The organism is Streptomyces spiralis, assembly GCF_014654675.1.
Taxonomy (GTDB): Bacteria; Actinomycetota; Actinomycetes; order Streptomycetales; family Streptomycetaceae; genus Streptomyces; species Streptomyces spiralis.
The window spans coordinates 1-18,432 of the sequence record NZ_BNBC01000013.1 but is presented as its reverse complement, the minus strand read 5'-3'; the positions used below and the strand labels follow the sequence as shown (position 1 = coordinate 18,432).

At 71.6% G+C, this 18,432-nt stretch carries 19 protein-coding genes; 10 read left to right on the top strand and 9 right to left on the bottom strand.

Features of this window, described 5'->3' with window-relative positions; translation table 11 throughout:
- Nucleotides 1-3: 3 nt before the first annotated feature.
- From IE318_RS15535 to IE318_RS15525, 3 genes are all read left to right on the top strand, one after another.
- Nucleotides 4-915 (top strand): aminoglycoside phosphotransferase family protein, encoded by a 912-nt coding sequence (locus IE318_RS15535; RefSeq protein WP_189900716.1) that lies wholly within the window; start codon nucleotides 4-6, stop codon nucleotides 913-915.
- Nucleotides 916-1,103: 188 nt separating this feature from the next.
- On the top strand, nucleotides 1,104-2,165 hold the full coding sequence (locus IE318_RS15530; RefSeq protein ID WP_189900714.1) for a right-handed parallel beta-helix repeat-containing protein: 1,062 nt from the start codon (nucleotides 1,104-1,106) through the stop codon (nucleotides 2,163-2,165).
- Nucleotides 2,166-2,291: 126 nt separating this feature from the next.
- The gene (locus tag IE318_RS15525; protein WP_189900712.1) at nucleotides 2,292-3,320 is read left to right on the top strand and encodes a methyltransferase; all 1,029 of its coding nucleotides are present in this window, start codon (nucleotides 2,292-2,294) and stop codon (nucleotides 3,318-3,320) included.
- A gap of 84 nt (nucleotides 3,321-3,404) precedes the next feature.
- Here IE318_RS15525 and IE318_RS15520 read toward each other — a convergent pair whose 3' ends face one another.
- The 7 genes from IE318_RS15520 to IE318_RS15490 form a co-directional block, all read right to left on the bottom strand.
- Nucleotides 3,405-3,737 (bottom strand): TcmI family type II polyketide cyclase, encoded by a 333-nt coding sequence (locus IE318_RS15520; protein WP_030164882.1) that lies wholly within the window; start codon nucleotides 3,735-3,737, stop codon nucleotides 3,405-3,407.
- Between the two features lie 49 nt (nucleotides 3,738-3,786).
- Nucleotides 3,787-4,269: an SRPBCC family protein gene (locus IE318_RS15515; RefSeq protein WP_030164879.1), complete on the bottom strand. Its 483-nt coding sequence runs from the start codon at nucleotides 4,267-4,269 to the stop codon at nucleotides 3,787-3,789.
- Nucleotides 4,270-4,271: 2 nt separating this feature from the next.
- A complete protein-coding gene (locus IE318_RS15510; RefSeq protein WP_030164875.1) occupies nucleotides 4,272-4,529 on the bottom strand; it encodes an acyl carrier protein in 258 nt (85 codons plus the stop codon).
- A gap of 96 nt (nucleotides 4,530-4,625) precedes the next feature.
- Entirely contained in the window at nucleotides 4,626-5,873 is a 1,248-nt protein-coding gene (locus tag IE318_RS15505; protein WP_189900710.1) for a ketosynthase chain-length factor, read from the bottom strand.
- Nucleotides 5,870-7,138 (bottom strand): beta-ketoacyl-[acyl-carrier-protein] synthase family protein, encoded by a 1,269-nt coding sequence (locus IE318_RS15500; protein WP_189900708.1) that lies wholly within the window; start codon nucleotides 7,136-7,138, stop codon nucleotides 5,870-5,872. The genes IE318_RS15505 and IE318_RS15500 overlap by 4 nt, the downstream gene beginning before the upstream one ends.
- Nucleotides 7,135-7,599 carry a cupin domain-containing protein gene (locus IE318_RS15495; RefSeq protein ID WP_030164866.1) on the bottom strand — a complete coding sequence of 155 codons (465 nt, stop codon included), beginning with the start codon at nucleotides 7,597-7,599 and terminating at the stop codon, nucleotides 7,135-7,137. The genes IE318_RS15500 and IE318_RS15495 overlap by 4 nt, the downstream gene beginning before the upstream one ends.
- Nucleotides 7,600-7,686: 87 nt before the next feature.
- Complete coding sequence (locus IE318_RS15490; RefSeq protein ID WP_189900706.1) at nucleotides 7,687-8,829, bottom strand: SchA/CurD-like domain-containing protein; 1,143 nt, start codon at nucleotides 8,827-8,829, stop codon at nucleotides 7,687-7,689.
- A gap of 293 nt (nucleotides 8,830-9,122) precedes the next feature.
- On the opposite strand from IE318_RS15490, the gene IE318_RS15485 reads away from it, so the two are divergent.
- From IE318_RS15485 to IE318_RS15465, 5 genes are all read left to right on the top strand, one after another.
- The gene (locus IE318_RS15485; RefSeq protein WP_189900704.1) at nucleotides 9,123-10,781 is read left to right on the top strand and encodes an FAD-dependent oxidoreductase; all 1,659 of its coding nucleotides are present in this window, start codon (nucleotides 9,123-9,125) and stop codon (nucleotides 10,779-10,781) included.
- A gap of 81 nt (nucleotides 10,782-10,862) precedes the next feature.
- Nucleotides 10,863-11,672, top strand: a complete 810-nt coding sequence (locus IE318_RS15480; protein ID WP_189900702.1) for a universal stress protein — start codon at nucleotides 10,863-10,865, stop codon at nucleotides 11,670-11,672.
- A gap of 176 nt (nucleotides 11,673-11,848) precedes the next feature.
- Nucleotides 11,849-13,714 (top strand): glycoside hydrolase family 15 protein, encoded by a 1,866-nt coding sequence (locus tag IE318_RS15475; RefSeq protein ID WP_189900700.1) that lies wholly within the window; start codon nucleotides 11,849-11,851, stop codon nucleotides 13,712-13,714.
- Entirely contained in the window at nucleotides 13,711-15,141 is a 1,431-nt protein-coding gene (locus IE318_RS15470) for a glucose-6-phosphate dehydrogenase (RefSeq protein ID WP_189900698.1), read from the top strand. Before IE318_RS15475 ends, IE318_RS15470 begins: the two co-directional genes overlap by 4 nt.
- 112 nt (nucleotides 15,142-15,253) lie before the next feature.
- Nucleotides 15,254-15,745 carry a gluconokinase gene (locus IE318_RS15465; protein WP_229903531.1) on the top strand — a complete coding sequence of 164 codons (492 nt, stop codon included), beginning with the start codon at nucleotides 15,254-15,256 and terminating at the stop codon, nucleotides 15,743-15,745.
- A gap of 93 nt (nucleotides 15,746-15,838) precedes the next feature.
- On the opposite strand, the gene IE318_RS15460 is transcribed toward IE318_RS15465, so the two are convergent.
- Nucleotides 15,839-16,894 carry a zinc-binding dehydrogenase gene (locus IE318_RS15460; RefSeq protein ID WP_189900693.1) on the bottom strand — a complete coding sequence of 352 codons (1,056 nt, stop codon included), beginning with the start codon at nucleotides 16,892-16,894 and terminating at the stop codon, nucleotides 15,839-15,841.
- Between the two features lie 106 nt (nucleotides 16,895-17,000).
- Here IE318_RS15460 and IE318_RS46135 point away from each other — a divergent pair, with 106 nt between their 5' ends.
- Nucleotides 17,001-17,129, top strand: coding sequence for a hypothetical protein (locus IE318_RS46135; RefSeq protein ID WP_268256741.1), 129 nt, complete (start codon nucleotides 17,001-17,003; stop codon nucleotides 17,127-17,129).
- Nucleotides 17,130-17,138: 9 nt separating this feature from the next.
- Complete coding sequence (locus IE318_RS15450; protein WP_189900691.1) at nucleotides 17,139-17,777, top strand: class I SAM-dependent methyltransferase; 639 nt, start codon at nucleotides 17,139-17,141, stop codon at nucleotides 17,775-17,777.
- Between the two features lie 19 nt (nucleotides 17,778-17,796).
- Here the strand turns inward: IE318_RS15450 and IE318_RS15445 are convergent, their stop codons facing one another.
- A complete protein-coding gene (locus tag IE318_RS15445; protein ID WP_229903530.1) occupies nucleotides 17,797-18,195 on the bottom strand; it encodes a DUF6234 family protein in 399 nt (132 codons plus the stop codon).
- Nucleotides 18,196-18,432 lie beyond the last annotated feature (237 nt).

Sequence of the window (18,432 nt, the reverse complement as noted above, 5' to 3'; positions counted from 1 at the left end):
AGTATGGTCGGGAACGTGATCGAGGTGCCCGCCGAGCTGGCCGCTTCTCAGGAGAAATTCAACGGGGCGGCGGGCCGGGCGTTCGTCGCCGGCCTGCCGCGGCGAGCGGCCGGTTTCCTGCGGCGGTGGGAGCTGCGCGTCGACGGCCCGCCGATGTACGGGGTGTGCGCGCTGGTCCTTCCGGTGGTCCGCGCAGACAGCACACCGGCCGCGCTCAAGCTCCAGCTCCTGGACGAGGAGAGCGCGGGTGAGCCGGTCGCGCTGCGGGTGTGGAACGGCGACGGGGCCGTACGGCTGCTGGAGCACGACGAGCCCACCGGCACGCTGCTGCTGGAGCGGCTGGACTCCTCCCGCACGCTGACGCATGTGCCGGACACCCGTGAGGCCGTCGCGGTCATCGGCGCTCTGCTGGCCCGGCTGACCTCCGTGGCCGCCCCGGCGGGGATACGGCGGCTGGGCGACATCGCGCGGGGCATGCTGGAGCAGACGCCACGGGCCCTGGAACGCGTCCCGGACCCCGCGGACCGCCGGCTGCTCGCGGACTGCGCGGCGGCGGTACGGGAGCTCGCCGCGGAACCGGGCGACCGGCTGCTGCACTGGGACCTGCACTACGACAACGTCCTCGCCGCCGGGCGCGAGGCCGGGGGCGGCCGGCGCGAGCCCTGGCTGGCCATCGACCCCAAGCCGCTGGCCGGCGACCCCGGCTTCGAACTGTTCCCGGCACTGTGGAACCGCTACGACCCCGCCGAGACCGTCCGGCGCTTCGACGCGCTGACCGGCTCGCTGGGGCTGGACCGGGAGCGGGCCCGCGCCTGGACGCTGGGCCGGGTGCTCCAGAACTGCCTGTGGGAGCTCGAGGACGGCCGGCCACTGCGCGCCACGGACCTGGAGATCGGCCGCGCCCTGCGCACCTGACGGCGTCCTGCGCACCTCACCCGCGCCCTGCGCACCTCACCGCACCTGCGCGCCCGTTGCTCGCGTACGCCCCCCTGCGCGCTCGTACGCTCCCTCACGCGCCTGCGCGCACCCGCACGCGCCCGCGACACGCCCTCGGACGGCCCATGCCCCAGCCTGGCGGCTTATCGGGTCATAGCGTACAGAATATGAAGAAACGCCATATCGTCTTGCTCGTGAGTTCGGCAGCGCTCGTCGCTTCCTGCGTCGCCGCCGCGTCTCCGGAGTCGGGGGGGCAGCGGACGCACATGGTGCACCCCGGAGAATCGATTCAGAAGGCGGTGGACGCCGCCAAGTCGGGCGACACCGTGCTCGTGCTGCCCGGCACCTACCACCAGAGCGTCAAGGTGACGACGCCCGGCCTGATCCTGCGCGGCATGGGCAACGCCACCGTCCTCAAGCCGGCGCCGAAGGCCACGGACGACTGCGGCAAGCGCGGCAACGGCATCTGCGTCTCCGGCACCAAGACCAAGCTGCTCAAGGGTGTCACCGTCTCCGATCTGAAGGTGACGGGCTTCTCCCGCGCCGGGGTGCTCGCCGTGGGCACCGACGGGCTGACCGTACGGCGCGTCACCGCCGAGAAGAACGCCGTGTGGGGCCTCGCCGAGGAGCGCTCCCAGCACAGCGCGTACCGGGAGAACGCCGTCCGGAACAGCGGGGACGCGGGCATCTTCCTGGCCAACACGATCACCGCCGAACAGGGCGCCACCGACACCAAAGGCACGCTGATCACCAGCAACCGCATGGAGAACAACCGGATCGGCGTCACCGTCCGCCGGCTGCGGAACCTGACCGTCACCTCCAACGACATCACCGGCAACTGCGCGGGCGTCTTCGTCGTCGGCGACGAGAACAAGCCGAAGGCGGGCGCGCTGACCGTGCGCGGCAACCGGGTCGTGAAGAACAACAAGTACTGCGCCAAGACCGAGCGGCTGCCCTTCCTCCAGGGCTCGGGCATCGTCCTGACCGGTGCGGAGAAGACCGACGTCACCGGCAACGAGGTGACCGGTAACTCCGGCACCTCCCCGCTGTCGGGCGGCATCGTGCTCTTCAAGAGCTTCGTCGGGGCCACCAACGACAACAACCGGATCCGGGACAACTCGCTGCGCGACAACTCCCCCGCCGACCTGATCAACCAGGAGACCGCCAAGCGCGGCAACGCCTTCGCCCACAACTTCTGCCGGGCGTCCAAGCCGACCGGGCTGTGCTGAGCCGCAACCCGCAGGCACCGAGCCCCAAGCCGTAGGCCCGCGCCGCAACCCGCAGGCCCCGCGCCCTCACCCGTAGCCCCCGCACACCCTTCGCGGGACCGAGAAGCCAGTAGGAAGGAAGGCGGCATGACGACCGCTCACACCGCCCCACCGCCGTCCATGCGGCTCAGGGAGCTCGCGTTCGGGGCGGCCTGTGCCGCCGCCCTCCGCGCCGCCGCCCGGCTGGGCGTCGCCGACGCCCTCGGGGACACCCCCACCGCCGTGGAGGACCTCGCCGCCGCGGTGAAGACCGAACCCAAGCCGCTGCGCCGGCTGCTGCGGGCGCTGACCTGCTACGGCGTCTTCACCGAGCGCCCGGACGGCACCTTCGCGCACACCGACATGTCCCGGCTGCTGCGCGAGGACGACCCCCACAGCCTGCGGAACATCTGCCTGTGGTGCACCGAGCCGTGGACCTGGGACGCCTGGCCCAAGCTGGACGAGGCGGTCCGCACCGGCCGCAACGTCGTCGAGGACCTGTACGGCAAGGAGTTCTTCGTCTACCTCAACGAGGACGCCCCCGAGTCGGCGGACGTCTTCAACCGGGCCATGACCACCTCCAGCAAGCAGTCCGCCCGGGACGTGGCCGAACTCCTGGACCTGTCCGGGGCCGCCTCGGTCGCCGACATCGGCGGCGGCCAGGGGCACGTGGTGGCCTGTCTGCTGGAGAAGTACCCGCACATGCGCGGCACCCTGATGGACCTGCCGCGTGTGGTGGACCACGCCGACCCGCGGCTGATGCCGGGCGGCGCCCTCGCCGACCGGGTGAGCATCGTGGCCGGCGACTGCCGCGAGGCCGTCCCGGTCCGGGCCGACGCCTACATCATCAAGAACATCCTGGAGTGGGACGACGCCTCCACCGCCCGCTGTCTGCGCAACGTCATGGAGGCGGGCGGCCCCAAGGCGCGGGTCGTGGTCATCGAGAACCTCGTCGACGACACCCCGTCGATGCGGTTCAGCACCGCCATGGACCTGCTGCTGCTGCTCAACGTCGGCGGCGCCAAGCACACCACCGAATCCATGGTGAGCCGGCTGGAGGCGGCGGGCCTGGTCATCGACGACATCAGTCCCGTCAACCCCTACCTGCACGCCTTCGACTGCACCGTCCCCGCCTGACCGGCGGCGGCACTCCCGGCGACGGCCGCCGGGCCCGCGGCATCGCGGGTCCGGCGGCCGTTGTCCGTCCGTCGTACGACGGCGTCAGCCGTGGCCGTCGCGCTCCCAGACGTAGAAGCGGTGCGCCATGGCGTCCTTCGGCGAGCGCCATGTCTCGGGGTCGTACGCGCTGACGTACGCCGACAGCCGTTCGCTGATGCCCCGGAACTCGGGGTGGCCCGCCACCTTGGCGATGGCCGGGCCCGGGTCCCGATCGGCCTCGACGAGGTGCATGTACACATCGCCGAACTGGAAGAGGCTGCGCCGGGTGACGCCGACCAGGTGCGGCAGCTCCCCCCGGTCGGACTCCTCGAAGATCTTCGCGATGTCCGGGGCCGACCCCGGTGCCATCCGGGCCACGATCAGGGCCTGGTGCATGAACGTTTCTCCTGTCGTCCGGTGCGGCTCGGTCGTCGTCCGGTGCGGCTCAGTCGGTGGTCAGGGCCGGCTCGGGCCGGCGTCCCGCGGCGGCCTTCTCGATCTTGTCGCGGATGAGGGCCATCTGGACCTTGGAGTTCTTGTTGATGTTGTCGGTCATCCAGTCGTCGTCGACCGGCGCCTCCGGCTTCATCGCGAAGTCCTGGGTCCAGACCATCCGGGTGCCGGCGGGCACCTCCTCGTACCGCCACCGGATGTTCATGTACTCGAAGGGACCCGTCTCCACCCGCCGGGCGGTGACGGTCAGCGTGTCCCGGTCCGGCTCACGCTCGGAGACCCAGCTCCAGACCGTGCCGTTCTCGTCGGGATGCATGGTCAGCCGGAAGGTGCACTTGTTCCCTTCCCGGGACAGGATCTCGGCGGAGGCGTACTCGCTGAACAGCTGCGGCCACCTCTCCACGTCGTTGGTCATGTCCCAGACCAGGTCCACCGGCGCCGCGATGGTGATCTCGTTCTCGGTGTGTCCGGCCATCTCTACGCTCCCGCCAGAAGAGTGCTGTTGACGAGGTCGAGGAACTTCCGGGGCGTCTTGCAGCGCTCCGCGTCGGGCGGCATCGGCAGGCCGTGCCGGTTCTCCAGTTCGCCCACGATGCCGAGCAGCCCGAGCGAGTCGATGCCGAGCTCCTCGAAGCCGGTGTCGGGCCGGTCCGCCAGCTCCTGCGGGCTGACGGTGATACCGGCCGCCTTCTTCATGAGTTCGGACAGTTCTTCCACGGTGATTCGGTCACTCATGCGGTTCCTCTCCTTGTTGCTCCCCGGCCGCCCCCGATCGGTTCGGCGGCGTCCGGTCTCCCCCGCCGCCCCGCTACGGGGCGGCGGTAGTCAGGCTCACTCGTCCACGCCGCCGTGCCGCAGCACCAGCGCCGAGTTCGAGCCCATGAGTCCCCGGCTGAGAACCAGCGCCGTACGCACCCGCGCGGCGCGGGCACCACCGGTCACCAGGTCGAGGTCATGGCAGATGTCGGCGACATTCGGGGTGGGCGGGATCAGCCCGTGCTCCATCGCGAGCACGGCCGCCGCCGTGTCCAGCACGGGTGCCGCGCAGTACGCCCGGCCCGTGCCCGTCTTGGGCGCCGTCACCGGCACCCGCCGGCCGTGGGCGCCGAGCGCGTCGGCGATGGCCTGGGCCTCCGCCCGGTCCGCCTCGGGTACACCGAGGGCGTCGGCGAAGACCACGTCGACCTCCTCCGGTGCGCAGCCGGCCTCCGCCAGGGCCCCGCGGATCGCCTCCGCCAGCCCCTGCCGGGACAGCTCCCAGCGGGATGCGCCGGTGAAGGTCGCCGCGTGCCCGGCGACGGTGGCCCGCACGGGCACACCCCGCTCCCGGGCCGCGCCCGCCTCCTCCACCACGAGCATCGCGCCGCCCTCGGCGGGCACGAACCCGCACGCCCCCTCGGTGAACGGCCGGTACGCGCGCCCCGGGTCCGTCACCGCGCTCAGCTCCGGATAACCGAGCTGGCACACCATCGAGTACGGGGCCAGCGGCGCCTCGGTCGCGCCGGCCACGATCACGTCCGTGCCGCGCCGCACCGCCCGGGCCGCGTGTGCCAGGGCGTCCACGCCGCCCGCCTCGTCGGCGGCCACCACCGAGCAAGGCCCCTTGAAGCCCCGCCGGATGGAGATCTGGCCCGTGCTGGCCGCGTAGAACCAGGCGATCGACTGCCACGGACCCACGTAGCGGCGGCCCTGGCCCCACAGCTTCTGCAGCTCCCGCTGGCCGAACTCGCCGCCACCGGAGCCGGCCGCCGTCACCACGCCCGCCTCGTACGGCGCCCCCTCGGTGTCCGACCGGCCCAGCCGGGCGTCCTCCAGGGCGGCGTCGGCCGCGGCCATCGCGAAGTGCGTGAACCGGTCGGTCTGGACGAGCAGGCGCTCCTCGACCGCCGCTGCCGGATCGAAGGACCGCACCTCGCCGGCCACCTTCAGCGGCAGGTGCTCACAGCCCTCCCGGGTCACCCGGTCCAGGACGCTGACGCCCTCCTGAGTGGCCTTCCAGAAGGTCTCGGTACTCGTTCCGTTGGGCGCCACGACACCGATACCGGTGACGGCCGCCCGCCGTTGACGGGGTGCGCTCATCGTGCCTTCTCCCTCGGCCGGGTCAGGATCACCGCGGACTGGAAACCGCCGAACCCACTGCCCACGGAGAGCACCGCGTCGAGCTTCCGCTCACGCGCCACCTGCGGGACGTAGTCCAGGTCGCACTCGGGGTCGGGTGTCTCGTAGTTCGCGGTCGGCGGGACCGCCTGGTGGGCCAGCGCCAGCACGCACGCCACCACCTCGATCGCCCCGATCGCCCCCAGTGAGTGCCCCACCATCGACTTGATGGAGCTCATGGGCGTGTCGTAGGCGTGCCGGCCCAGTGCCCGCTTCACCGCGGCCGTCTCGTGCCGGTCGTTCTGACGGGTGCCGGAGCCGTGCGCGTTGACGTAGTCGATCGCGGTGCCGTCCAGCCGGGCATGGTCGAGGGCGGCCTCGATCGCCCGCGCCATCTCCAGGCCCTCACTGGTCAGACCGGTCATGTGGTAGGCGTTGCCGAAGGTGGCGTAGCCGCTCAACTCGCAGTAGACGTGGGCGCCCCGGGCCCTGGCGTGCTCCAGCTCCTCCAGCACCAGCACCGCGCCGCCCTCGCCCATGACGAACCCGTCACGGTCGTTGTCGAAGGGCCGGGAGGCGTGCGCCGGGTCGTCGTTGTTCGGGGACGTGGCCTTGATCGCGTCGAAGCACGCCATCGTGATCGGGGATATCGGCGAGTCCGAGGCCCCGGCTATGCAGATGTCGGCCCGGCCCTCCTCCACCGTGTGCAGGGCGTACCCGACGGCGTCCAGGCCGGAGGTGCAGCCCGTGGAGACCGTCTGCACCGGCCCGCGCACCCCGAACCGCTCGGCCACCGTCGAGGCCAGCGTGCTCGGCGTGAACGCCCGCTCCAGATGGGGCCGAGCCCGCTCATGGTCCACGTCCCAGCGCTCACCGCCGTGGCTGACCAGCACGTAGTCGTTCTCCAGCCGGGTCGTGCCGCCCACCGCGGTGCCCAGGGAGACCCCGATCCGCCAGGGATTCTCCCCGGCGAGGTCCAGCCCGGAGTCCCGTACCGCCTCCGCCCCGGCGACCAGCGCGAACTGTATGTAGCGGTCGCAGCGCGCCACCTGCTCCCCGTCCAGCCCCAGGGCCACCGGATCGAAGTCGCACTCGGCGGCTATCCGGGACCGCAGACCGGCCGGGTCGAAGAAGGTGATGCCCCGCGTCGCGGTGCGCCCGTTCGCCAGCAGGTCCCAGAACGCGCGGGCGCCGATCCCGCCCGGCGCCACGATGCCTATGCCCGTGACCGCGACCCGCCTGGTCATGACCGGACCTCTGCCGTATCGGGCTCCTGACCGGCCGCCTCGGCCTGCACGGCCCCGGCCGCGACCGGAACCGTCTCCGTGCCCTCGGTGTCCACATGGCCCAGCTGTGGGCGCGGCGCCAGCGGCCCGAGGTGGAACACGATCCGCGCCTCCACCTTGCCCACGTTGCGGAACCGGTGCCGCATGTACGCCGGGATCATCAGACCCTGTTCCGGCCGCAGGGCATGCGGGTCGCCGTCCAGGTCCACCTCCAGCTCGCCGCAGACGACGTACACGAACTCCTCGGAGTAGGGGTGGTAGTGCTCACCGATGCGGTCGCCGGGCTGCACGATGGCCACGCCCATGAAGCCGCTGGTGGAGCCGACCGTGGCCGGGGTGAGCATGGCGCGCAGATCGCCTCCGCGCCTGACGTTGGGCTCGACCTCGCTGAGATCCACGATTCTGGGTCGGGGTTTGATCACGTCATCCTCCGGTGGTGTGGTACGTCGGCTTGCGTCGGCGTCGGCCTGCGTCGGCGTCGGTGCCGGCTCGCGCCGGCCCGCACGGACTCAGGCCTCCGGCGCGGACCGGCGGTCGGTGATGAGGTCCATGCGGGCGAGGGTGAGCAGCCGGGACAGGTTGCCGTCCTTCTTCGCGGCGCCCTCGTCGAGCAGCGTCGTCAGCTCGGCCACCTGCGCGGCGTCCGGCAGTCCCAGCGCGGCCGCCGGGTCGGCGTCCAGACCGCCCCGGACGTCGATGAGCCGTACGACCACGTCGTCCCGCTCGTAGACCGTGCTCTGCAGCACCGGGCTGCGCGGGTCGTCCGCGGCCCGCTCGTCCTGCCGCGCCAGCAGCTCGGCCAGCCGCATGCCCATGCCCGTCCGGGCCGGGTAGTACAGGGCGTGCCGCTGGGCCTGCTCGATGTCCTGACCGCCCGTCACGTGATGCACGGCCGGCAGCGCCGCCCGGGTGAAGAACACCCGTACGGACTCCTGGTCGTGGAAGTCCCGTTGCTGCTCCAGATACGGGTTGATGGCCTCCTCGACCGCCCGGATCTCCGGCTGCCGGGCCACGTGCCGCAGCGCCGCCAGCAGGTCGCCGCGCACCTCGATGGCGCGCACGACCCGGTTGCCGTGCATGAACAGCGAGGTGCGGCACAGCCGGGTGGTGTCGTCGACCCGAGCCTCGGGCGACTTGTAGTTCGCGAGCAGCTCGGCGACCTTCCGCTCGCTGCCCGGCTTCACGGTGAAGGTGAGCGCGTGCCGGATCACCCCGTCACCGATCCGCGGGGAGGACTGCAGCCGCCGCTCGCCGGACGCGGACCGCGCCTCCTCGCCGCCGGTCTCCCGCACGATGTGGAAGCGCAGCGACCGGGTGTCCCGGATGCAGCTGTGCATCGGCTCCACCATCCGCACGTGCTCCTCGCTGTTCACCCAGGCGAGGAACGGCGGCGCGCTCTCCCACTCGCTGGTGATGAGCCACTGCGAGGGGTTCTCGATCGACTGGCACAGCTGGTCGCTGACATGCCCGGGTACGGACGCGACCTGCTTGCCCATCTCCTCGTACGCCTCCAGGAACTGCTGCTGGGCGCCGTCGTAGACGTCCACCAGCAGCACGACCCGGAGCCGGGAGCCGTCGAAGACGGACTGGGACACACGTTTCGAGGCCTGCTGCTCGGTCGGGTCTGAAACTCGTTCAGAGATGGCGGTCATCTGCGTACGTCTCCTTGACGGGGGGCTCGGCGAACTGCGACGGACGGACGGAGAGTCGGAGGGAAGGTGAACGCCGGGCCACGAATGACGCGACGTCAGCGTGATCTCGATCCTGTGCCGGGTGCGATCCGCGCGCGACTCGTGTGCACCACGTGGGTGATCACACGGGTGATTGAGCCCGCGAACGCACGCGGACCGGTCCCCCGCCGGGCATGGAACTTCCGACGCGCCCGCGGACGCGGACCCCCGCATCCCGCCCGCCCACATCCCGCACCCCCGCCCTGGAGGCATCGATGCGCCAAGAAGCCGACCACCGGGTACCCGTCCTCATCGTCGGCGGCTCCCTGGTGGGCCTGTCCACCTCGCTGTTCCTCGGCCGCCTCCGCGTGCCGCACATGTTGGTCGAGCGGCACTCCGGCACCTCCATCCACCCACGCGGACGCGGCAACAACGTACGGACGATGGAGCTGTACCGGGTCGCCGGCATCGAAGGGGCCATCAAGACCGCGGCATCGCTCCTCGCCGACAACCACGGCATCCTGCAGACCCCGACACTCGTCGGGGACGCCGGCGAATGGCTGTTCAAGCACATCGACCCCGGCGGCGGCCTCGCCCGCTTCAGCCCCACCGGCTGGTGCCTGTGCAGCCAGAACGACCTGGAACCCGTCCTGCTGGAGAGCGCCCGCACCCTCGGCGGCGACCTGCGCTACTCCCACGAGCTGGAGAGTTTCGAACAGGACGGCGAGGCGGTCACCGCGGTCGTACGCGACCGCGCCACCGACGAGCGCTACACCGTCCGCGCCGACTACCTCGTCGCCGCCGACGGTCCGCGCAGCCCGGTCCGCCGCGCCCTCGGCATCGGCCAGACCGGCCCCGGCGACCTGTTCGCCAACGTCAGCGTCACCTTCCGCTCCAAACTCCTCGCCGACGTCGTGGGCGAGCGCCGCTTCATCTGCTGCTACCTCACCCATCCGGACGCCGACGGCGCCCTGCTCCCCGTCGACAACAAGGAGCACTGGGTCTTCCACGCCCCCTGGCACCCCGAGCAGGGCGAAACCCTCGACGAGTTCACCGAGGAACGCCTCCAGCGCCACATCCGCCGCGCCATCGGCGTCCCCGACCTCGACGTCGAGATCACCGGCAAGGCCTCCTGGCGCGCCGCCGAACGCGTCGCCGACCGCTACTGCTCCGGCCGTGTCCTCCTCGCCGGGGACTCCGCGCACGAGATGTCCCCCACCGGCGCCTTCGGCTCCAACACCGGCATCCAGGACGCCCACAACCTCGCCTGGAAGCTCGCCGCCGTCCTCGACGGCTGGGCGGGCCCCGGCCTGCTGGACACCTACGACACCGAACGCCGCCCGGTGGCCCTGGCGACCAGCGCCCGCGCCTCCGCCCGCTCCGTCGAGCACAGCCACCCCGGCTTCGCCCCCGCCCCCGGCGTGGGCGGCGGCAAGCGCGGCGGCATCCTCAACGTCGTCCTCGGCTACCGCTACCCGCACGGCGCGGTCATCGGCGCCGCCCCCGGTCAGGAGGTCGTCCCCGAGGGCATGCGCCTGACCGGCGAACCGGGCAGCCGCGCACCCCACATGTGGCTGCGCCGCGACGGCGAGCGCGTCTCGACCCTCGACCTGTACGAACGATCCCTGGTCCTCCTCAGCGACGCCCGCTCGGCAGCGGGATGGCACGCGGCGGCCCAGCGGATCGCGGAGGACACGGGCGTACGCCTGGCCTCGTACCGCATCGGGGGGGATGCCGGCGCCGATCTGGTGTACGACGCCCGGGGCGCCGAGAGCGAGGAGGCACCGGACTGGGCGCGCACCCATGGCACCACGGCCGACGGCGCGGTCCTGGTCCGCCCGGACGGCTTCGTGGCCTGGCGCACGGCGGGCGCCGTACCCGACCCGGAGGGGGTGCTGCGAGAGGTCCTGGCGACGCTGCTGAGAACCGCCTGACCTCCCAGGACACCGAAGGCCGCCCGCGCCCCGGGGTGCGGGCGGCCGCCGACACAGACATTCGCGAGGAGTGGAGGAGCCGTGGGCAGCCTGGTCGTCGTAGGAGTGGACGGCTCGTCGTCGAGCAATGCCGCGGTGGTACAAGCCGCCCGGGAAGCCCAGCGGCGTTCCGCGAAGCTCCGGGTGGTGCACGCCTTCAGCTGGCCGGTGGGGCCCATGTACGCGCCGCTGGACCCGTCGCCGCTCAATCACCTGGCCCACGACGCCGCGCAGCTCGCCCGGAGTGTGGCGCCCGGAGTGGAGGTCGCCGGCACCGTGATGATCGGCGGTGCGGTGTCGGTGCTGACGGCCGAGTCGCGAGCCGCGGACCTCGTGGTCGTCGGCAGCCGGGGCATGGGGGGCTTCATCGGCATGCTGCTGGGTTCGACGGCGGTGTCCCTGGCCGCCCATGGCGAGTGCCCGGTGATGGTGGTCCGCGAGGAAACGGATCACACCGGGCCGGTCGTGCTGGGTGTCGACGGCTCCCCGCACGGTGAGGAGGCGATCGAGTTCGCCTTCGCCGAGGCGGCACTGCGAAAGACCGAGATCGTCGCCCTGCACGCGTGGCTGCCGGACCACGCGCCGGCCGGTACGGGCATGGAGAGCGCGGAGCGTCTGCCCGCTCTGGCACTCGCCGGCCGCGGGGAGAGGTATCCGGACGTCACGGTCAGGCAGGACGTGGTGAGCGGCGAGACCCGCGAAGTCCTGATCGAGGCGAGCAGGACCGCCCAGCTGATCGTCGTCGGAGCCAGGGGCCGCGGCGGTTTTTCCGGGCTGCTCCTGGGTTCGGTGAGCCAGGCGCTGCTGCACCACGCGCACTGCCCGGTCACCGTCGTCCGCGGCAAGGCGTGACCACGAGCCGGCGGGGTGACGCGCCCTCTCAGGAGCGGTCGGGTCGCGAGCGGGCTCGGGCCTTGAGACAGTGGCAGAAGTGAGGGCTACGCCGGACGCCGGAGCCGACAGCCGAAGCCGTCCGGACCCGCGCGGCGTGCCGGACGGTACTCCCGGCTCTGCGGAAGCGAGGAGCCATGCACGATCCCGACCCCCCCTTCCGGCCCGTCCGCAGGCGGGATGGCTATCTGCCGCTGGAGGACCTCGGCCTCGTCGGAGACGGTACGACGGCCGCGCTCGTCGGCCTGGACGGATCGATCCCGTGGATGTGCCTCCCCCGGTTCGACTCCGAACCCTTGTTCTGCGGCCTGCTCGACCACGCGCGAGGCGGCCACTTCACCGTCGTGCCGGAGGACCTGGTGGAGGCCCGGCAGCGCTACGAGCCCGACACCGGCGTACTGACGACCGAGCTGCGCAGTACCACCGGCCTGGTCCGCATCACCGACGCGCTGCCCCTGCGACCCGGCGCCGACCTCACCGACGACCTGCCGGCCGGCCGGTGCCAACTCGTCCGGTCGGCCGTGGTCCTGTCCGGACACGTCCGCCTGCACGTGGCCGTGGAACCCCGCGGCGGCGGCACGGCGCAGGCCTTGTTCAGCGGCCTCGAACTCAGACCCTCACGGCGGCCCGACCTGCGCCTGCACCTGCGCTCCAACCGGCCCCTGACCGGCCTCCACACCACCCACGACCTGAGCCAGGGCGAACACCTCGACCTGCTTCTGTCCTGGGGCCGCTTCCACCGCCACCACCGATACGAAGCCGACGCGATGCTGGCGGACACCGCCGACGCATGGCGGCGATGGATGAAGCACTTCGCGTACTCGGGGCCGCAGGAGGCACTGGTCCGACGCGCCGCCATCACCCTGAAGCTCTGCGACGACTGGGCCAACGGCGCCCTGGTCGCCGCGCCCACCTCCTCCCTGCCCGCGCCGATCGGCGGAACCCGCAACTGGGACTACCGCTACGCCTGGATCCGGGACGCCGCCTACGCCGTGTTCGCCCTGCGGCGCATCGGCTTCACCGGCGAGGCGGACGCCTTCCTGGGCTGGGTCCTCGACGCCGTCGAGCAGAGTCGCAGCCCCCGCATCATGTACACCCTCGACGGCGGCCTCGTACCCGACGAGATCGAGGACAGCGAGTTGGAGGGATACCGGGGCTCCGCCCCGGTGCGCTGGGGCAACGGCGCCGCCGACCAGCGCCAGCACGACGTCTACGGCGAGATCCTCGACTGCGCCGACCAGTGGCTGCGCACCGACCAGTGGCTGAGCAAGGGCAGGCAGGTACAGCCCGCGCTGTGGGCGGGCCTGGCGGGGCTGGCCGACACCGCGGAGCAGGCCTGGCGCCAACCGGACCAGGGCATCTGGGAGGTGCGCAACGAAGGCCGGGCGTTCACGTACTCGGCCGGAATGTGCCAGGTGGCCCTGGACCGGGCCGCCACCATCGGTGAACGGCTCGGCCTGCCCGGTCGGACCACGGTCTGGCGGGCCTCGGCCGACCGGCTGCGCCGGGTCATCCTCGAGGAGTCCTGGGACGAGGACGCGCGGACGCTCAGCGCGCACCTGGACGGCGGCGGCGTCCTGGACGCCAGCCTGCTCGCACTCCCTATGCGTCAGGTGGTGCCCGCCGACCACCCGCGGATGGCGGCGACCACCACCGCCGTCGCCGAGCGCCTGTCGGCCGGTGACGGCCTGCTCTACCGCTACCTGCACCAGGAGTCGCCCGACGGCATCCCGGGCGACGAGGGCGCCTTCCTCCTGTGCAGCTTCTGGCTGGCCGACAACCTCACCGCCCAGGGCCGGATCGACGAGGCCGAGGAGCTCTACACCTCGCTGTGCGCCCGTGCCAACCCGCTCGGGCTGCTGCCGGAACAGATCGACCCCGCCTCCGGAGAGTTCATGGGCAACTTCCCCCAGGCATTCAGCCACATCGGCATCATCGCCAGCGGCGTGAACCTCGCCCGGGCGAGGGCAGGAGCCCTGGCAACGGCAGGTGCCCTGACATGATCGACCGGCTCGCCGTCTTCGGCGCGACAGGAGACCTCACCGCTCGCTACCTCCTGCCGGCCCTGGCCGCACTGCGGGCCGCGGGACACCTCCACGGCGGCTTCCGGCTCACCGGCGCGAGCAGGGAGGACTGGGACGGCGACCGGTACCGCGCGTGGGTCACCGAGCAACTCGACCGTCACGGCGCCTTCTGCCCCGCCGACGCCAGAAGGGCCGTCGCCGCCTCGGCCCACTACCGGCAGGCCGACGTCACCGACCCCGCGGACGTCGCCGCGGTCGTCGCCGGCGAAGACCCGGTCGCCGTCTACCTCGCGCTGCCCCCGGCGCTCTTCCCCCACATGGTCACCGCCCTGCACGACGCGGGCCTGCCTATGGGCAGCAGGATCGTCCTGGAGAAACCGTTCGGCGAAGACCTGGCGAGCGCGCGGGAACTCAACCTGCTGCTCGCCGGACTCGTCCCCGAGCAGGCCGTGTTCCGGGTCGACCACTTCCTCGCCATGACCACCGTCCAGAACGTGCTCGGAAGCCGGCTCGCCAACCGCGTCCTGGAACCCCTGTGGAACAGCACCCACATCGCGGAAGTGGAGATCGTCTGGGACGAGACCCTCGCCCTGGAAGGCCGGGCCGGCTACTACGACGGCGTCGGCGCGCTGAAGGACATGGTGCAGAACCACCTGCTGCAACTGCTGTGCCTCGTGGCCATGGAACCCCCGATCACCCTCGGCGAGCGGGACCTGCGCGACCGGAAGGTCGACGTACTGCGATCCGTACGGCTCCTCACCGACTACGACATCGCGCACCGCACCCGCCGGGCGCGCTACCTGTCCGGCCGGTCCGGCGGCCACACCGTCCCCGCGTACGTCGACGAAGAGGGCGTGAACCCCCGGCGGCACACCGAGACCTTCGCCGAGGTCGAACTGGAACTCGACAGCTGGCGCTGGTCCGGGACGACGTTCCGGCTGCGCAGCGGCAAGGCGCTCGGACAGGACCGCAAAGAGGTCGCGGTGCGCTTCCGCTCCGTCCCCCACCTCCCCTTCGGCCACGAAGGAGCGGCCCTGCCCAACGTGCTGCGCTTCGGGCTGGAGCCGGAAGGCATGACCCTCGACATGACGGGCATCGGCTCGCGCGCCCAGGCCCTCACCCCCCTCTCGCTGACCGCGCGGATGGAACCGCCCGCCCTGCCCGCCTACGGCCGCCTGCTCCTGGACGTCATGAGAGGCGATCCGGCCCTGTCCATCCGCGGTGACGAAGCCGAGCAGGCATGGCGGGTCCTGACGCCGGTCCTGGACGCATGGGAAAGGGACCTCGTCCCGCTGCAGGAGTATCCGGCCGGCTCCGACGGGCCGCCTCCCCGGCCGCACGAAGGCGAGCAACGGCCGCGCAGCGCCTTGTTGCACCCCGAAGCGACGCCGGACGATGCGGTCTGACAGGCATCACGGCGTCGGCAGGCCTCACAGCCCGGACGGCCCTGGCAGCCCTGGCAGCCCTGGCAGCAGGAAAACGACCCTCGGCGCCGAGCCTCGTCGGGCCCCGTACGTCGTGGTCACGGGCGTCGCCGGCGTCGGCAAGACAACGGTGGCCCGCCTGCTCGCCAAGAGGCTGAACGTCCCCTTCGCGGACGGCGACGACTTCCACTCCCCGGCGGGCATCGCCAAGATGTCCGCCGGCACACCGCTCGACGACGCCGACCGCCGGACCTGGCTGGAGTCCATCGGCCGCTGGCTGCACGAGCGTGACGCGGCGGGCACCGGCGCGGTGGTCGCGTGCTCCGCACTCAAGCGACGCTACCGGGACACCCTGCGAGCGGCCTGCCCGAGCGCCTTCTTCCTCCACCTGACGGCCACCCACGAGCTACTGGCGGACCGCCTCGGCCGGCGCACCGGCCACTTCATGCCACCATCGCTCCTCGAATCACAGCTCGCCGCCCTCGAACCCCTGGAACCGGACGAGCTGGGGACCGAACTCGACGCGACACCGGCTCCCGACACCCTCGCCGGCCTGGCCGCGGACCTGCTGGCGCGACAGCCGTGACGTCGTACGCTGTGGCGCCGGACGCTGTGTCGCCGGACCCCCTCGCCCCCTCGCTCCTCCCCTCGCTCCTCGGCCGAACCCGTGCCCTCACCCTCACATCTCGACGATGGCACGGCCGAGTATCCGCCCCTCCTCCAGCGCGACGCAGGCCTCGTCGATCCGGTCCAGCGGGAACCGGTCGGTCACCAGCTTCGCCAACGGGAACCTGCCCTCGCGCACCCACCCGAGGAAAAGCGGGAAATCGGCCTCGGGGTCCGTGGCACCAAGGCTTCCGCAGTAGTGGCGTTGATACAGAAGAAGTTCGTTCAGGTCGACCGAGACATCGGAGACGGGAATCCCCAGAAGCACTGCAGTACCACCCTGGTTGTCCGCTCTCGGCCCCCCTTGCCTCACCGCCCGCAGAATCTGGAGAGCGGTCACGGGCGCGCCGACCGCGTCCATGGCGACGTCGACTCCGCCCGGCCGGATCTCCGAAATCGCCTCCACAGGATCGGTGTTCAAGGCGTTGATGCCGTGGGTGGCACCGAACTCCCTGGCGAACTGCAGCTTGCGGTCGGCCAGGTCCACGGCGATGACGGGATCGGCGCCGGCAACGGCAGCGGCGCCGATCGCAGACAGACCGACGCCTCCGACGCCGAACACGGCCACCGACTGGCCGCGTCCGACGTTCGCCGTGTGCAGCACCGCACCGGCTCCCGTCAGCACGGCGCAGCCGACCAGGCAGGTGATGTCCGTGGGATCCGACGGCGACATGGGGACGACCTTGTCCGCGAACGTCACCATGTGCTCGCTCCAGGTGTACACATCACCGTCGGCGATGACGGGCCGTCCGTCGAAGGCTGCGCCGGTGGGCCTCGAAACAGGCAGTCCACTGATGGGAGTTCGGGGAACCCACGTGGAGATGACGTGATCGCCTTCCTTCACGTGGGTGACGTCCTTTCCCACACGTGTGACGACACCGCTGCCCTCGTGGCCGAGGCCCATCGGCCTGGGGAGCCCCGGGTCGCGTAGCTGGTGCACCTGGGAATAACAGACACCGCTCGCGAAATTGCGGACCGTGACCTGGTCGGGACCAGGATCCGGGATGTCGATTTCCTCGACCACCAACGGCCCGCCGTGCTCTACCTGTATGGCGGCCTTGCTCTTCATGACCGTCCATCCCCTGGCGGAAGAACTTCACGTCCACCATCAACGCTACGTCCGCATTCCGGGGGCTGCCACCCACACCGTGGGGCGAACCGAACCCTGGGCCTGCGTGCGACCACCGTTCGGATCCCTGCTGAAGGAACGCGTCGTCGACGTAGGCGAGTTCGTGGCCGCGCTCCAGGGGGTCGCGGCCGGCGGAACGGTGCACACGGGCGGCCCGAGAGCACTGCGCCGGTAATCTTCGGCCATGAATGATCATGTGACTCCGCACTCGGAGAATGGCCGTCCGGCCAGGGGAACCGCTGGTTATGCCGAGTCGGCGGACGCGCTGGCCGTTCAGTACGAGGAAGTCACCTTCGAGGCGGTGCACGGCGCCGTGCTGCAACTGGTCCCCGCCGAGCCCGGCCGCATCCTGGACGTGGGCGCGGGAACGGGGCGCGATGCCGCCGCGTTGGCGGCCCGCGGACACCACGTCGTCGCCGTCGAGCCGACTCCGGAACTGCGGGAGCACGGACAGCGGATTCATCCGGACAGCACCATCCACTGGGTCGACGACAACCTTCCGGATCTGGTTCTGACCCAGGGCCGGTTCGACGCGGTCTTCGCCACCGCGGTGTGGATGCACCTGGACGCCGAGGAACGCCGCCGAGCGATGGCCCGGATCGCGGCTCTCCTGATACCCGGCGGCCTCTTCTTCGTGACCCTCCGCCACGGCCCCGTACCGGAAGGCCGTCACATGTTCGACGTCTCCGCCGCCGAGACGGTCGAGTTGGGCAGCGCCTACGGGCTCCGGACGGCCCACCTCAGCGAGCGCAGCGACCTTCACGGGCGCTCCGGCGTCCACTGGAGCCACCTGGTGCTGCGGTTGACGGGCACCGAAGACTGACACGACCCGCGTCGCTGTCTCAGCAGTTCGCGCTGTAGCGGACACAGCCGGGTGCGGGAGAGTGGCTGTGGTCCCACTCCTGCTGCGCGGCCGCCAGCGCTCCGCCTGCCAGGAGGGCCACCAGCAGATGTGCGATCACCGTCCAGCGGGCACGGAAGACTCCCGCGAGGGCTGCCGGCACGAGCACGGCGATCAGCAGCGTCCGCACCCGCTCGATGTGCGCGAGACCGGCCGCGTCGATCCGTGCCCGGTCGCCCTGCGCTGCCCATACCTCCAGGCCGTAGCCGTATGTCCAGTCCAGCACGAGCCACGCCGTCTCCAGCATGAACAGCGGGATCGCGAGGGCGAGGTCCACCCCCGGGGGTGTCCTGCGCGACCAGGGCCACCGGCGCTCCGGGGCGGAAAGCGTGTCGGTCATGGATGCAGGGTGCCGCCGCCGGTGGTGACGCACATGAGCACCCGTACTCAGCTCGCCTCCGCACGGCACCGCATGCGGCGGGAGAAACCCCACTGGAAGCGGGGACTTGACTCTCCCGCGGAGGGAGACATGAAGGTGGGGTCATGGACGGCGGCACCCTTTAGAGGCCCTAACAAAGCCTCTGGACGTGGCGGTGGGTGATCAGGCAGACGGCGAGTCCGAGGAAGGCTTCGTGGA